The organism is Herbiconiux solani NBRC 106740 (assembly GCF_001571005.1).
Taxonomy (GTDB): Bacteria; Actinomycetota; Actinomycetes; order Actinomycetales; family Microbacteriaceae; genus Herbiconiux; species Herbiconiux solani.
Genome location: NZ_BCST01000004.1, coordinates 327,407 through 342,201, shown reverse-complemented (window position 1 = coordinate 342,201; position 14,795 = coordinate 327,407). Strand labels below are relative to the sequence as shown.

Sequence of the window (14,795 nt, the reverse complement as noted above, 5' to 3'; positions counted from 1 at the left end):
ATACGAATGGGGATTCTCTTGGCGCTCACTGCTGTCCGCGGCACTTTTCTGGACTTCGTCGACGACCCGTGGAAGCACGTCGGCGACGAGTCGGCCGCCACACGGTTCCATGCAGACGGGCTCCTGGTCATGGAGGACGGGATCATCGTCGACTTCGGGCCGTACGCCGAGATCGCACCGAAGCATCCGGATGTGGAGGTCACCGAGATCACGGACAGGATCATCCTCCCCGGCTTCATCGACGGCCACATCCACCTCCCGCAGACCCGCGTGCTCGGCGCCTACGGCGAGCAGCTGCTGCCGTGGCTGCAGAAGTGGGTCTTCCCCGAGGAGCACCGCTACGCCGACCGGGCCTACGCCGAGGAGGGCACGAAGCACTTCTTCGACAACCTCCTGGCCTCGGGCACGACCACGGCCCAGACCTTCACCACCGGCAACCTGACCTGCAACGAGGTCTTCTTCGAAGAGGCCAGCCGGCGCAACATGCGGATGATCGGGGGGCTCACCGGCATCGACCGCCACGTTCCCGACTACTTCGCCAACACCCCCGAGCAGTTCTACGACGACAGCAAGACGCTGATCGAGAAGTGGCACGGCACGGGCCGCAACCTCTACGCGATCACCCCGCGCTTCGGCTTCGGCGCCTCGAACGAACTGCTGGCGGCGTGCCAGAAGCTCAAGCAGGAGTACCCGGAGCTGTGGATCAACACTCACATCTCCGAGAACCCGGCCGAGATCCACGGAGTGCTGGCACTGCACGACGACTGCCACGACTACCTCGGCGTGTACGAGAAGTACGACCTGGTGGGCCCGAAGTTCACCGGCGGGCACGGGGTGTGGCTCTCGAACGACGAGTTCCGGCGCTTCTCGGACAAGGGCGCGGCCGTGGCGTTCTGCCCGTCGTCGAACCTGTACCTCGGGTCGGGGCTGTTCCGGCTCGGCAAGGCGCTCGACCCCGAGCACCGCGTTCTGCTCTCGGTCGGCACCGACATGGGTGGCGGCAACCGGTTCAGCCTGCTCAACTCGCTCGAGGACGGCTACAAGGTGGGGATGCTGAACAACACCATCCTCGACGGGTCGATCATCCCGAGCGAGCAAGATCTGGCGGAGTCCGAGCGCAACAAGCTCTCGGCCTTCCGGGCGTTCTACCTGCTGACCCGCGGTGGGGCCGAGTCGCTCTACATCGACGACGTGGTCGGCACCTTCGACATCGGCAAGGAGGCCGACTTCGTCGCCCTCGACTACACGGCGGGCCCTCCGGCCACCCCGTGGCACGCCTCGCTCACTCTGGAGAAGGCCGACGGCGAGCTCACGCTCGACGTGGTCTCCGACCTGCTGTTCAGCATCATGATGGTGTCGGACGAGCGTGCGGTCGACCAGACCTGGGTGATGGGCGAGCTCGCCTACCGGAAGGCGTGACGGGGGTGACCGTCGCGCTGGTGGTGCACCGGCGCCTGGCCGAGTCGAGCTACGAGCGGTACGAGCAGTGGCAGCAGAAGGTGGGGGAGCGGATCGCGAACTGGCCCGGTTTCCTCGACCGTCAGGTCATCCGGCCCGATCCGCCGCTCCAGGTCGACTGGGTGATCGTGCAGCGTTTCCGCGACGTCGAGTCGGCGCGCGGCTGGCTGCAGAGCGCCGAGCGGATGTCGCTGACCGACGAGATCCGCAGCGAGTTCATCGGCAACGACGACGTGCACCTGTTCACCGAGGAGAACACGCACCGGGCCGAAGCGGCCTCGGCGCTGATCTCGAGCCGGGTCGCGCCGGAGGACGAGGGGGCCTTCCTCGACTGGCAGCGGCAGATCTCGGCCGTGGAGTCTCGGTTCGACGGCTTCCTGGGCCACAGGATCGAGCGTCCGGTGCCGGGGGTGCAGGACGACTGGGTCGTCGTGCTGAGCTTCGACACCGACGAGAACCTGACGAAATGGATCGAGTCGCCCGAACGCCGTGAGCTGCTGGAGGCCGGGGCCGCCTACAACGACCAGCTCACGATCACGAAGGCGAGCTACGGCTTCGGCTTCTGGACCGGCAATGCCACGAAGATGCCCGATCCGGTGTTCAAGAGCAACCTGATCGTGCTGCTCATGCTCTACCCGGTCGTCTTCCTCTGGGGCTACTTCATCGGTGACACGCTGCTGTCGGGGCTGCCGTTCTGGCTGTCGCTGTTCATCGGCAACGTGGTCTCGACGCAGCTGCTCGGCTGGCTGCTGGTGCCGTGGGCGTTCCGCAGGCTCGGCTGGTGGGCGCGCCGCGATCAGCCGCTGCGCGTGCACCTAGCGGGCTACGCGATCGTCGTGGCCTGCTACCTCCTCTCGATGGCGGCCTACGCCGCCCTCCTAGCCCTCCGCTGACCCCCGGCAGCTTCCGTCGCCCCCGCCTGAAGAGGCGGCAACAACGGAGCCCGCGGCTCCCGACGGGCTCTCGCTCCGTCGGATGCAGCGGAGCGATAGGAACTCCGTCGTTGCCGCGCGTCCCGGCGGTCGCCAGTTCGTCGTTGCCGCGCGTCCCGGCGGCCGGGGGCCGGGCCGGGGCCGCGGGCCGTACCCGACGACCCAGGGTGAGGGCGCGGCCGAGGCTTGCGACCGTAGGCCGCAAGGCTCGACCGCACCCTCACATGTCGCCCGCGCCGCAGAGGCGGCGGCGCGGAACCAAGACAGGCCGCGGAGCTAGAACCTCGCCGCCGCCAAGGCGTCGGCCGCCAGCTGCGCGCTCGTGTCGGCGTCGTTCATCCAGAGCGGCACGACCGTGGTGCGGATGCCGGCCGCGGTGAGCACGGGGGCGGCCGCCGCATCCGCCTCGTCGACGAGCCACGCGTCGAGGAGGCCTCCGCGGGTGCGCGCGCCGTAGTGCTTCGCCACGGCCGCGGCGGTGGTCTCGACGCCGATCGCGGTGAGGCAGGCGTCGGCCATGCCGCGCACGGCGGCTCCGGAGATGATCGGTGAGACACCCACGATCGGGGCGCGTGCGCCGTGCAGCGCCTGGCGCATCCCGGGGACGCCGAGGATCGTGCCGATCGACACCACGGGGTTCGAGGGGGCGACGAGGATGACGTCGGCCTGCTCGATCGCGCGCAGCACCGAGGGCGTGGGCTTGGCCGCGTCGACGCCGACCTGGATGAAGCGCTGGGCCGGGACCGTCGCCCGGTACTTCACCCACCACTCCTCGAAGTGCACGATTCGGCGCTTGCCGTCGACGAGGATGTCGACGTGGGTCTCGACCGGCTGGTCGCTCATCGGAAGCAGGCGGACGCCGGGGTTCCAGCGTTCGGCCAGGCGCGCGGTGGCCTCGGTGAGCGTCAAACCGTCGCGGAGGAAGCTCGAACGCGCGATGTGCGTGCCGAGGTCGAGGTCGCCGAGGGTGAACCACGGCCAGCCGATGCCGTACGCGGTGAGCTCGGCGCTCACGCGCTCGCTCTCGTCCTTCCGGCCCCAGCCGCGCTCGTCGTCGTTCGCGCCACCGAGCGTGTACATGATCGAGTCGAGGTCGGGGCAGACCCGCAGCCCGGTGAGCCACATGTCGTCGCCAGTGTTGACGACGGCCGTGATCTCGGCGGACGACCCGCCGTCGCCGTTCGGGTACGCCTTCCGCAGCTGGGTGCGCAGCCCCCGGAGGAACCTCGCACCTCCGACCCCGCCCGCCAGCACCGTAATCTTCACGCCCCCATTCAATCCCATCGGATGCTCACCCGCCGACGGCCGGGATGGGCCCCACGTTCGCCAGGACCAGGTCGGTGATCGCGGGAAGCGCATCGCCAGGTGCTTCGACCTGGACCCATCCGTCTTCGACGAGCACGCTGAGCGTCGTGCCGTCGGCCGAGAGGAAAGCCTGGCCGGGGTAGCCGGTGACGGGTGCGTAGCCGATCTCGGGTTGCTCGGCGTTCGACTGAGCGAAGTACGAGGCGCCCCCGGGGAGCACGCTCACCTTGACGCTGGTGGTTCCGCCGTCACTGTCGGACGTCCACCCGCAGCCGAAGGCACTCACCTGCCGCGAGGCGCCGAAGGACGACAAGGCGAATTCGCCCCAGTGAGCGTACTGACGGAAGACCCGCATCGGTTCGCCGAGGATCGCCGACAGGCTCGGCTCGTCGATCAGTTCGTCACACGTGTTGGCGCCTCGGAGGGTGGGGCCGCTGGGCTGCCAGAGCGGTCCCGGGGCGGGGAAGGCGGCCACCGCATCGCGGATGGCGATGAACGGGTCTCGCACGGCGTCGCCTCCGGTTGCCCCGTCTGCCGGCTTCAGGGCCGACAGCTGGATGCTGTAGCCGCCGACCTGGCCGATATAGCTGCACCAGTTCCCGGGCATCGGGCAGTACGCGTACACGTCCTCGCCGATGTCGACCTGGGGGGCGTCGATGTAGATGCCCTCGCGGTTGGCCTCGTTGAGGAGATCCTCTGCATCGGTGCTCGGAACGATCACCAGGTTGACGAATGGGCTGGCCGGGCCGTTTTCGGGTGCCGGGCCGGCCGACCATCCGCAGCTGAGGGATCCGACGCGGAGGTTCGAATACGCGACCGGAAACGCGGGATGTCCACCGACGGACGGTTGGAGCGCCGTACCCGCCATCTGCTCCGCCAGCGACTGCGGCAGCAGCTGGTCGCAGGTGGCCGGGACGCGCACGACCGGGGCCGGCGGGTTCGGCGGCACTGTCGGCGTCGGGGTGGGAGTCGGCGTGGGGGTGGGCGTCGGTGTCGGCGTGGGAGTCGGCGTGACCGTCGTGACGACCGGCTCGGGCGGGCCGAACAGCGATCCTCCGGTGAGGGCGATCGCGGCGGTACCCGAGGCGATGCCACCGGCCAGCACGGCCAGCGTGACGATCACGGCGGTGCGGCGGCGACGATGGGGCGAACGGGGAGCGGGAGCGGCAGCGGTTCCCGCCCGGCCCTCGGCCTCGACGGTCTCGATCAACATCGAGCGGATGGCGGCGCTGCGGGCGGGGTCGAATCGCGGGCGGCCGGCGCCGGCCTGTTCGGGCGACATGGGTTCGGTCATCGTGCACCTCCCGTGGTGGTCGAGGGTTCGGTCAGGGGATCGTCGCTCCCGGTGAGAGCGGCCAGGCGCGCCTTCGCGCGGGAGAGCCGGGACTTCACGGTGCCGGCCGGAACGCCGAGGGCGGTCGCGGCCTGCGCGGTGGTCAGTTCTTCGAGCACGCAGAGCGTGATCACGTCTTGATCGTTCTTGGAGAGCTGCGCGAACGCACTCCGGACGCGCTCGTGGCGGGAGCGGCTGTCGAGGCGCTCGCCGACGGCGTCCGAGTGGTCGCCCTGATGCTCGGGTGGCGGGATCTTCGCGAGCGCCTCACGGTGCCGGCGCATCGTGCGCACCAGGTTGCGCACCACGAAGTTGGTCGCGACCAGCAACCAGCCGATGATCGACCCGTCGACGACGCGCACGTCGGCCCGTCGGCGCCAGGCCTCGAGGAACACCAGCGCCGTCACGTCCTCCGCATCGTGCGGCGAGCGGATCAACCGCAGCGCCTGGCCGAACACCCGGTCACGATGCGCGTCGAACACGCGCGCGAACGCCACCGCGTCGCCCCCGATCGCCGAAGCCCAGACCGCGGCCTCGTCGAATTCCCCTGTCTCCATACCCCCTACTGTCCGCTCACCCCGGATCGGTTCCATCCGAGGGTCAGGGGAGGGATGGGACGTGGTGGAGGGCGTCGACGAGGGGGGCCAGTTCGGGGGAGGAGGCCGCCTCGGCGAGGGCCGCCTCGAGCACCTCGTCGTGCACGGGCCGGGCCTTCTCGAGCAGCTTGTGACCGGATGCCGTCAGCTCGGTGTAGATGCCGCGCCGGTCGTCGGCGCAGAGCACCCGGGTGAGCAGCGACCGCTCCTCGAGCCGGTTCACCAGACGGGTGGTGGCGCTGCTGGAGAGCGCCGTCGCCCGTGCCAGCTGCTGCATGCGCATGTGCCAGCCGTCCTGGCGGTTGAGCGCGTCGAGCACCGTGTACTCCACGACCGAGAGGCCCGCGGAGGCGCCGAGCGCCTGCTCGAGCCGCCCCTCGATGAGCCCGTGCAGTGCGGCGAGCGTGCGCCACCCCTGGGCCCTGATCTCGACGGCGTCGTCGGCGATTCCCATGGTGCGACCGGTCCTTCCTGCGTCGCGACCGCGGCGCACTGAGCAACGACGAACGACGGATGCTTGCGCCGATAGCCCGCGTGTGCAACTATTTTATTCGGCGTACGCAATACCCCGCGTCCGCAACTACCTTAGCGCCACCCGCCACCAGCACCCCTCTCCCAGAAGGAGTCCCATGCCCATCGGTCTCATCGCCCTCGCCATCGGCGGGTTCGGAATCGGCCTCACCGAGTTCGTCATCGCGGGCCTGCTGCCCGAGGTGGCCCGCGACCTCGGCGTCGACGAGGCCGCCGCCGGCTGGCTCATCTCGGGCTACGCGCTGAGCGTCGCGTTCGGGGCGATCGTGCTGACCCTCGCGGTCACCCGCCTGCCCCGCAAACAGGTGCTGATGGGGCTCCTCGGCCTGTTCATCGTCGGCAACCTCGTGTCGGCCCTCGCCCCCGACTACGGCACCATGCTGCTCGGCCGGGTCATCGCCGCCCTCTGCCATGGCGCCTTCTTCGGCATCGGCTCGGTCGTCGCCGCAGGGATGGTGCCGCCGGCGAAGCGCGCGAGTGCGATCGCCGTCATGTTCACGGGACTCACCCTGGCCAACGTGCTCGGCGTGCCCTTCGGCACCTTCGTCGGCCAGGCCTACGGCTGGCGCGCCACCTTCTGGGCCATCACGGTGATCGGCGTCATCGCCCTGATCGGCATCGCGACGCTGGTGCCCGCACCCGTGCGAGGCGATGCGGATGCGCCGGCCCCGAGCATCCGCACCGAGCTCAGCGCCTTCCGCTCCGGCCAGGTCTGGCTCTCCATCGTCGTCACCGTGCTCGGCTTCGGCGGGATGTTCGGCGCCTTCACCTACATCGCGTACACGCTCACCGGCGTCACCGGCTTCGACAGCGCGGTGGTGCCATGGCTCCTGGTCGTGTTCGGCGTCGGAACGTTCTCCGGCAACCTCCTCGGCGGCCGGCTCGCCGCCCTCTCGGTCGACAAGACCCTGATCTGGCTGCTGCTCGGGCTGACCCTCGTGCTCGCGGGCTTCGCTCTGACCGCCGCCAACCCGGTCGCGACCGTGATCGCCCTGGTGCTGATGGGCGCCTTCGGCTTCGGCACCGTCCCGGCGCTGCAGACCCGCGTGATGAGCTTCGCCGAACACGCCCCGACGCTCGCCTCGAGCGCGAACATCGCCTCGTTCAACGTCGGGAACGCCCTCGGCGCCTGGATCGCGGGCCTCGCGATCTCGGCCGGCCTCGGCTACACCTCACCGCTCTGTGTGGGCGCCGCGATCACGGCCGCCGCGGTGCTCGTCATGCTGGTCGCGGCACGAGCCGCACGAGCCGCACACCCCGCTCACCCCGCCTCGGCCGCCGCCGCGAGCGACCCCGCCACCGACTCGAAGTCGCCCGTCACCCGCCCCGCGGTCACCCGCAAGAACTGACCCGACCCCGGCCGGGCGGCGAACGACGACCCCGCCGCCGCCCGGATGCCGCTGGCCGCCAGCGTCAGCACGGCCGCCTTCTCGTCACCCACCGGGATCCAGGTGTTGATCCCGTCCGACGGCGCATGCACGAAGCCGCGGGCCACCAGCGCCTCGGAGAACAGGCGCTGCCTGGCCTGGTAGATCCGCCGGGCGTCGTGCACCGCGTTCACCGACGAGCTCGCCGTGAGCAGTTCGTAGAGGATCGTCTGCAGCATCCGCGAGGTCCAGCCCGGCCCGAGCAGGCGCCGGGCGACGATCCGGTCGAGCAGGGCCTCGGGGCCGCCGAGCGCCGCGATCCGGAGGTCCGGTCCGTGCGACTTGGCGTAGCTCCGGATGTGCAGCACCCGCTGCGGGATCCAGCTGCCGAGGCTGTGGGCGGCCGCGCTCGAGATCTCGCCCGAGTGGTCGTCCTCGATCACGACGGGGTCCCCGAGGTGCTCGTGGGCCCGCAGTACCCGCGCGAGCTCGCGCATCCGCTCGCTCGTCATCGACACGCCCGTGGGGTTGTGGGCCCGGGGCTGCAGGATGATCGCGACCGGGTTCGAGCGCAGCGCGGTCGCGAGCAGGTCGGGTCGCAACCCCTCCGCATCCAGGTCGACCGGCACGCGCTCGGCGCCGAGGTGGTCGAGCAGGTCGAGGAACGGCGGGAAGGTCGGGTTCTCGACCACCACCCGGTCGCCGAAGCGCACGAGGGTCTCGAGCGATCGGGAGATCGCATCCAGCGCCCCGTCGACGATCGTGAGCGCCGAAACGGGGTAGGGCCAGGAGGCGCGCAAATGCAGCTCGAGCTCGGGCAGCACGGGCGAGGACAGGTAGCTGGCCGTGTCGGCGCGGGTCGGCAGCCGGGTGAGCGCGGCGGTGAGATCCGGCAGCAGCTCCGGATCCGGCGTGCCGGTCGAGAGGTCGAGGCGGGACAGCACGTGAGAGCCCGCCAGCTCGCCGAAGTGCGGCGGCATCCACCTCGTCGAGGCCTGCAGCACGTAGCTGCCGGCCCGCCCGCGCGAGACGATCAGGCCGACTCCGGAGAGCGCCTGCCAGGCGTTGCTCACGGTCGCGGGGCTCACCCCGAGGCCGGCAGCCACGTCACGGACGGTGGGCAGCCGGTCGCCGGCGCCGAGGGCGCCCGCCCGGATGAGCCGGGAGACCGCCGCGGCGATGCCTTCCGGAGTGCGGTGTTCGACCGCGTCGACGATCTGTTCGAGCATTCTGGATCCGGTTCCTGTGGGGTTCGGTCAGAGGGCGGTGGTGCTCGGGACTCTTGACATATTTACTCTCGCGTCACACGCTGAAACACACGAGAAATGTTCAAGCCGAATAATAACAAAACCGGCAGAACACAGTGCAGTCCGTTCGAGAGGAACCACCAATGACGACGATCCGCGCGGCGATCTCCCAGACCACCTGGACGGGGGACAAGGAGTCGATGCTCGACAAGCACGAGCAGTTCATGCGCGATGCGGCGGCCGAGGGCGCCCAGGTCATCTGCTTCCAAGAGCTGTTCTACGGCCCCTACTTCGGCATCACCCAGGACAAGAAGTACTACCGCTACGCCGAACCGGCCGACGGCCCGATCGTGCAGCGCTTCGCGGCGCTCGCGAAAGAGCTCAACATGGTCACGATCCTCCCCATCTACGAGGAGGAGCAGACCGGCGTCTACTACAACACCGCTGTGGTGGTGGATGCCGACGGCACGATCGTGGGCAAGTACCGCAAGCACCACATCCCGCACCTGGAGAGCTTCTACGAGAAGTTCTACTTCCGCCCCGGCAACCTCGGCTACCCGGTGTTCGACACCGCGGTCGGCAAGGTCGGCGTGCACATCTGCTACGACCGCCACTTCCCCGAGGGCTGGCGGGAGCTGGGCCTGAACGGCGCCCAGATCGTCTTCAACCCCAACGCCTCCAAGCCCGGCCTCTCCAACCGGCTCTGGGAGCTCGAGGGCCCCGCGGCCGCCGGCGCCAACCAGTACTTCGTGCTCGTGCCCAACCGGGTCGGCAAGGAGGACAACGAGTACGGCGACCTGGCCGTGGACTTCTACGGCACCTCCTACGTCGTCGACCCGCGCGGCAACTACGTCGGCGACCTCGGCTCCTCCGAGCACGAGGAGCTCCTGATCCGCGACCTCGACCTCGACGCCATCCGCGACACCCGCGACGACTGGCAGTTCTACCGCGACCGCCGGCCGGACGCCTACGGCGAGATCGTGGCGCCGTAGGGCCGGGGGAGACGGTCATGAAGACGCTCATCACCGGGGGAACGGTCGTCAACGCGACCGGAACGGCCCAGGCCGACGTGCTGATCGACGGCGACACGATCCAGGCGGTGCTCGCCCCGGGCAGCACCCTGCTCGGCTTCGACCTCAAGGGCCACGTCGACGAGGTCGTGGATGCGACGGGGAAGTACGTGATCCCCGGCGGCATCGACGCCCACACCCACATGCAGATGCCGTTCGGCGGCACCGAGGCCAGCGACACCTTCGAGACCGGCACCCGGGCGGCCGCCTGGGGTGGCACGACGTCGATCATCGACTTCGTGGTGCAGTACGCCGGCGAGAACATCCTCGACCAGTACGCCCTCTGGCAGGAGAAGGCGGCGGGGCAGTGCGCCGTCGACTACGGGTTCCACCAGATCCTCTCCGACGTGCAGGACTCGAGCCTGACCGCGATGGACGAGCTGATCAACGAGGGCGTCACGTCGTTCAAGCTGTTCATGGCCTACAAGGGCGTGTTCCTCTCCGACGACGGCCAGATCGTCAAGGCGATGCAGAAGGGCTCGCAGAACGGCGCGCTCATGATGATGCACGCCGAGAACGGCTCGGTCATCGACCTGCTCGTGCAGCAGCACCTCGAGCGCGGCGAGACGACGCCGTTCTACCACGGCGTCTCGCGCCCCTGGCAGGCCGAGGAGGAGGCGACCCACCGCGCCATCATGCTCGCGAACCTCACCGGTGCGCCGCTGTACATCGTGCACGTCTCGGCGAAGGAGGCGCTCGCGCAGATCACGCAGGCCCGGGACACCGGGCAGAACGTGTTCGCCGAGACCTGCCCGCAGTACCTGTACCTCTCGCTCGAGGATCAGCTGGGCGCCACGAGCGAGGAGTGGGGCGACTTCGAGGGGGCCAAGTGGGTCTGCTCGACGCCGCTACGCTCCAAGCACGAGGGCCACCAGAACCACATGTGGCAGGGCCTGCGCACGAACGACTTGCAGGTGATCTCGACCGACCACTGCCCGTTCTGCATGAAGGGCCAGAAAGACATGGGGATCGGGAACTTCTCGAAGATCCCGAACGGCATCGGCTCGGTCGAGCACCGGATGGACCTGATCTACCAGGGCGTCGTGATGGGCGAGATCTCCCTGCCGCGCTGGGTGGAGCTCACCAGCACGACACCGGCCCGGATGTTCGGCGTCTACGGCAAGAAGGGCGTCATCCAGCCCGGTGCCGACGGCGACGTGGTCGTCTACGACCCGAACGGGCACACCTCCATCGGCGTCGGCAAGACCCACCACATGAACATGGACTACTCGGCCTGGGAGGGCTTCGAGGTCGACGGCCACGTCGACACCGTGTTCTCCCGCGGTCGCAAGATCGTCGACTCCAACGAATACCTCGGCAAAAAGGGCGACGGCGCTTACTTCAAGCGCGGCCTCAGCCAGTACCTGATCTGAAGGACAGCACATGGAATTCGGCGCGGTCGTCCAGACCAATCCCCCCGCAGCCCGCACCGTCGGCCTCGCGAAACTCAGCGAGCAGTACGGCTTCGATTACTTCTGGACCTTCGACTCCCACCTGCTGTGGCAGGAGCCGTACGTCATCTACAGCCAGATCCTCGCCGAGACCCACAAGATCAAGGTCGGCCCGATGGTCACGAACCCGGCGACCCGCGACTGGACGGTCACGGCGAGCCTGTACGCGACCCTCAATGAGATGTACGGCAACCGCACCGTGTGCGGCATCGGCCGCGGCGACTCGGCGGTGCGGGTCACCAACGGCGCCCCCACCACGCTGAAGGCGCTGCGGGAGTCGATCCACGTCATCCGCGAGCTCGCGAACTCGCGGGCGGTCGAGTACAACGGCGCCACCCTGCAGTTCCCCTGGAGCCACGGCTCCGAGCTCGAGATGTGGGTGGCCGCCTACGGCCCGCTCGCGCTGAAGCTCACGGGCGAGGTCGGCGACGGCTTCATCCTGCAGTGCGGCGACATCGACATCGCGAAGTGGATGATCGCGACCGTCCGTGCCGCCGCCGAGAACGTCGGCCGTGACCCCGATTCGATCGAGTTCTGCGTCGCCGCCCCGATGTACATCGGCGACGACTGGGAGCACATGCGCGACCAGTGCCGCTGGTTCGGCGGGATGGTCGGCAACCACGTCGCCGACATCGTGGCGAAGTACGGCACCGACGGAGCCGTGCCGAAGGCGCTGACGGACTACATCAAGGACCGCGAGGGATACGACTACAACGAGCACGGCCGCGCCGGAAACACGCACACGAGCTTCGTGCCCGACGAGATCGTCGACCGGTTCTGTGTGCTCGGCACCGCCGAGGACCACATCGAGAAGCTCGAGCAGTTCAAGGCCATCGGCGTCACGCAGTTCGCCGGCTACCTCCAGCACGACAACAAGGAGGAGACCCTCCGCGTGTACGGCGAGACGGTCATGCCGCGGCTGCGCGACCACATCACGGCGAAGGCGTGAGCGCGTGACCGCGAGTCCGGCCCGGCTGCCGCGACGGCGGGGCAACCCGGTCGCCGGCCGGGTGCTGCTCGGCGCGGCGGGCGTCGTGCTGCTCGTGGTGATCTGGGAGCTCTACAAGGCCCTCGGTCCCGCATCCGGAGTCGTCATCGGCGACCTCACGGTGCTGCCCCGCACCACGGACATCGCCATGCCCCACGTCTGGGACATGATCGCGACCCTGTTCGAACCCGCTTCCGGTGGCCGCAAGGGCGACCCGGTCTGGCTCGTCGTGGCGCAGGCCGCGGCGTTCACCCTGGGGGTCGCCGCGGTCGGCTGGATCGTCGGCGTCGTGGTCGGGATGCTGCTGGCCGTGCTGATGCAGCGGTTCCGCACCGCGGAGTCGGCCGTGCTGCCGTGGATCATCCTCAGCCAGACCGTGCCCCTGATCGCGATCGCCCCGCTGGTACGCCGCTGGGGCTCGCAGATCTCGGTCGGCGACTTCAGCTGGGAGAACTGGATGTCGGTGGCGGTCATCGCCTCCTACCTCGCGTTCTTCCCGGTCTCGATCGGCGCGCTCCGGGGGCTCAACTCGCCCGACGCCAACCACGTCGAGCTGTTCCGGAGCTACGGCGCCGGATGGTGGCGCACGCTGGTGACGCTCCGGCTCCCCGCGAGCGTGCCCTATCTGCTCCCGGCCCTCCGGCTGGCCGCCGCGAACGCCGTGATCGGCACGGTCGTCGCCGAGGTCTCGATCGGCCTCAAGGGCGGCATCGGCCGGATGATCCTGGAGTACGCCCAGCAGGCCTCCTCCGACCCCGCCCGCACATGGGCCCCGATCTTCGGGGCCATCGCCGTCGGCCTCGTCGCCGCCGGCTTCATCGCACTGCTCGGAGTCCTGCTCCGCCGTTATCGCAGAGGAGAGGTGCCCGCATGAGCGACACCACCGCAGACGTCCCCACCGCCGTGCCCGCGGTGCTCGTCGAGGGCGTCGACAAGGTCTTCGACACGAAGAAGGGCACGGTCACCGCGCTCGAGCAGATCGACCTCACGGTCGCGCCGGGGGAGTTCGTCTCCCTCATCGGCCCCTCGGGCTGCGGCAAGTCGACCCTGCTCCGCCTGATCGCCGATCTCGACACCCCGACGACCGGATCGCTGACGGTCTTCGGCAAGACCGCCCGTCAGGCGCGCATCGACCAGGAGTACGGCATCGCCTTCCAGCAGGCCGGCCTTCTTCCCTGGCGCGACGTCAGCGCCAACATCGAGCTGCCGCTCGAGCTGCACGGGGTCGGCAAGGCGGCCCGCGCGGCCCGCTCGGCCGAGCTGCTGGCGCTCGTCGGGCTCTCCGACTTCGCCGACAGCTATCCCGACCAGCTCTCGGGCGGGATGCAGCAGCGGGTCGCGATCGCCCGCTCGCTCGCCGAGAGCCCCCGGCTGCTGCTGATGGACGAGCCGTTCGGCGCCCTGGACGAGATGACCCGCGAACGGATGCAGACCGAGCTCGTCCGGATCACGGCCGAGACCGGCGCCGCCGTCGTCTTCGTCACCCACTCGATCCCCGAGGCCGTGTACCTCTCGAACCGCGTCGTCGTCATGTCGCCGCGGCCCGGGCGTATCCGTGACATCACCACGGTCTCGCTCGGCAGTGCCGCCGAGCGCACCGAGCAGCTGCGTGAGGACGAGGCCTTCTTCGAGAACGTCAGCATCGTGCGCGAGCTGCTGCACGGCGAGACGCCGGTCGGCATCCGCGGGGTCGAGAACCGATGAGGGGTCAGGCGACCAGGGCCCGCACCGTCCTCGCACCCGTGCTGCTCGGGCTGTTCGCGCTCGCGCTCTGGCAGGTGCTCGTCGTGGCCTTCGACATCAAGCCGTTCATCGTGCCGGGCCCGATCGCCATCGGCTCGGAGTTCGGGGCGAACCTCTCCACGGTGGTGCAGGGCGCCCTGGTGACCGGCGGCAACGCCCTCGTGGGGCTCGTGATCGGCGGTATCGGGGGCATCCTGTTCGCCGTGATCGCCGCGCTGGTGAAGGCCGTCGACGGGCTCTCGGCCGGAGTCGTCTCGGCGGTCGCGGTGGTGCCGATCGTGGCCCTGGCGCCCGTGCTCTACGCGATGTACGGCGCGAACGCCGAGACGGCGCGGCAGCTGGTCGCGGCGATCGCCGTGTTCATCCCGGTCTACGTCAACACGCTCCGCGGGCTCCGGCAGGTGCGCCCCGTGCACCGCGACCTGATGCACGCCTACGCGGCCTCGGCCTGGCAGACCACCCGCACGGTCACCATCCCGGGCGCCCTGCCGTTCATCTTCACCGGGCTCCGGATCGCATCCAGCCTCGCCGTGATCTCGGCGCTGATCGCCGAGTACTTCGGCGGCCCGATCGGCGGGCTCGGCAAGTCGATCACCTCGGCGGCCTCGTCGTCGAACTACAACCTCGCCTGGGCCTACGTGCTCGGCGCCATCCTCGTCGGTCTCGTGTTCTACTGCGTGACCCTCGCCATCGAGATGTTCGTGACCCGGCACCACCGGCCCACGAGCTGACCGGACCCGCCCCCGCACCCACGGGCGGACGCACCACAGTCCC

At 69.6% G+C, this 14,795-nt stretch carries 14 protein-coding genes; 9 read left to right on the top strand and 5 right to left on the bottom strand.

What is annotated here, in order from left to right:
• The first annotated feature begins 6 nt into the window (after positions 1–6).
• Both guaD and HSO01S_RS09265 read left to right on the top strand, forming a co-directional pair.
• Positions 7–1,419, top strand: a complete 1,413-nt coding sequence (gene guaD, locus HSO01S_RS09270) for a guanine deaminase (protein WP_066040599.1) — start codon at positions 7–9, stop codon at positions 1,417–1,419.
• 5 nt (positions 1,420–1,424) lie between these two features.
• Positions 1,425–2,351: a putative antibiotic biosynthesis monooxygenase gene (locus HSO01S_RS09265; RefSeq protein WP_218003788.1), complete on the top strand. Its 927-nt coding sequence runs from the start codon at positions 1,425–1,427 to the stop codon at positions 2,349–2,351.
• A 315-nt stretch (positions 2,352–2,666) separates the two neighbouring features.
• Here the strand turns inward: HSO01S_RS09265 and cofD are convergent, their stop codons facing one another.
• From cofD to HSO01S_RS09245, 4 genes are read right to left on the bottom strand one after another with little or no spacing between them, the layout of a single operon-like run.
• Positions 2,667–3,656 carry a 2-phospho-L-lactate transferase gene (cofD, locus tag HSO01S_RS09260; protein ID WP_084361505.1) on the bottom strand — a complete coding sequence of 330 codons (990 nt, stop codon included), beginning with the start codon at positions 3,654–3,656 and terminating at the stop codon, positions 2,667–2,669.
• A gap of 25 nt (positions 3,657–3,681) precedes the next feature.
• Complete coding sequence (locus tag HSO01S_RS19210) at positions 3,682–4,989, bottom strand: hypothetical protein (protein ID WP_157078978.1); 1,308 nt, start codon at positions 4,987–4,989, stop codon at positions 3,682–3,684.
• Complete coding sequence (locus tag HSO01S_RS09250) at positions 4,986–5,585, bottom strand: RNA polymerase sigma factor (protein ID WP_066040591.1); 600 nt, start codon at positions 5,583–5,585, stop codon at positions 4,986–4,988. The genes HSO01S_RS19210 and HSO01S_RS09250 overlap by 4 nt, the downstream gene beginning before the upstream one ends.
• Positions 5,586–5,628: 43 nt before the next feature.
• The gene (locus HSO01S_RS09245) at positions 5,629–6,078 is read right to left on the bottom strand and encodes a MarR family winged helix-turn-helix transcriptional regulator (RefSeq protein ID WP_066040589.1); all 450 of its coding nucleotides are present in this window, start codon (positions 6,076–6,078) and stop codon (positions 5,629–5,631) included.
• A gap of 175 nt (positions 6,079–6,253) precedes the next feature.
• On the opposite strand from HSO01S_RS09245, the gene HSO01S_RS09240 reads away from it, so the two are divergent.
• Positions 6,254–7,504 carry an MFS transporter gene (locus HSO01S_RS09240; RefSeq protein WP_084361504.1) on the top strand — a complete coding sequence of 417 codons (1,251 nt, stop codon included), beginning with the start codon at positions 6,254–6,256 and terminating at the stop codon, positions 7,502–7,504.
• Here HSO01S_RS09240 and HSO01S_RS09235 read toward each other — a convergent pair.
• Positions 7,417–8,751, bottom strand: coding sequence for an aminotransferase class I/II-fold pyridoxal phosphate-dependent enzyme (locus tag HSO01S_RS09235; protein WP_066040588.1), 1,335 nt, complete (start codon positions 8,749–8,751; stop codon positions 7,417–7,419). The two genes, HSO01S_RS09240 and HSO01S_RS09235, sit on opposite strands and share 88 nt — an antisense overlap.
• Positions 8,752–8,912: 161 nt before the next feature.
• Here HSO01S_RS09235 and HSO01S_RS09230 point away from each other — a divergent pair, with 161 nt between their 5' ends.
• The 6 genes from HSO01S_RS09230 to HSO01S_RS09205 are packed head-to-tail and all read left to right on the top strand — an operon-like array spanning position 8,913 to position 14,752.
• Positions 8,913–9,761: a nitrilase-related carbon-nitrogen hydrolase gene (locus tag HSO01S_RS09230; RefSeq protein WP_066040587.1), complete on the top strand. Its 849-nt coding sequence runs from the start codon at positions 8,913–8,915 to the stop codon at positions 9,759–9,761.
• A gap of 17 nt (positions 9,762–9,778) precedes the next feature.
• Complete coding sequence (gene hydA / locus HSO01S_RS09225; RefSeq protein WP_066040585.1) at positions 9,779–11,212, top strand: dihydropyrimidinase; 1,434 nt, start codon at positions 9,779–9,781, stop codon at positions 11,210–11,212.
• A 10-nt stretch (positions 11,213–11,222) separates the two neighbouring features.
• A complete protein-coding gene (locus HSO01S_RS09220) occupies positions 11,223–12,239 on the top strand; it encodes a TIGR03842 family LLM class F420-dependent oxidoreductase (RefSeq protein ID WP_066040583.1) in 1,017 nt (338 codons plus the stop codon).
• Between the two features lie 4 nt (positions 12,240–12,243).
• A complete protein-coding gene (locus HSO01S_RS09215) occupies positions 12,244–13,152 on the top strand; it encodes an ABC transporter permease (protein ID WP_245635948.1) in 909 nt (302 codons plus the stop codon).
• Positions 13,149–13,982 carry an ABC transporter ATP-binding protein gene (locus HSO01S_RS09210; protein WP_066040581.1) on the top strand — a complete coding sequence of 278 codons (834 nt, stop codon included), beginning with the start codon at positions 13,149–13,151 and terminating at the stop codon, positions 13,980–13,982. The genes HSO01S_RS09215 and HSO01S_RS09210 overlap by 4 nt, the downstream gene beginning before the upstream one ends.
• Positions 13,979–14,752 (top strand): ABC transporter permease, encoded by a 774-nt coding sequence (locus HSO01S_RS09205; RefSeq protein WP_066040579.1) that lies wholly within the window; start codon positions 13,979–13,981, stop codon positions 14,750–14,752. Before HSO01S_RS09210 ends, HSO01S_RS09205 begins: the two co-directional genes overlap by 4 nt.
• Positions 14,753–14,795 lie beyond the last annotated feature (43 nt).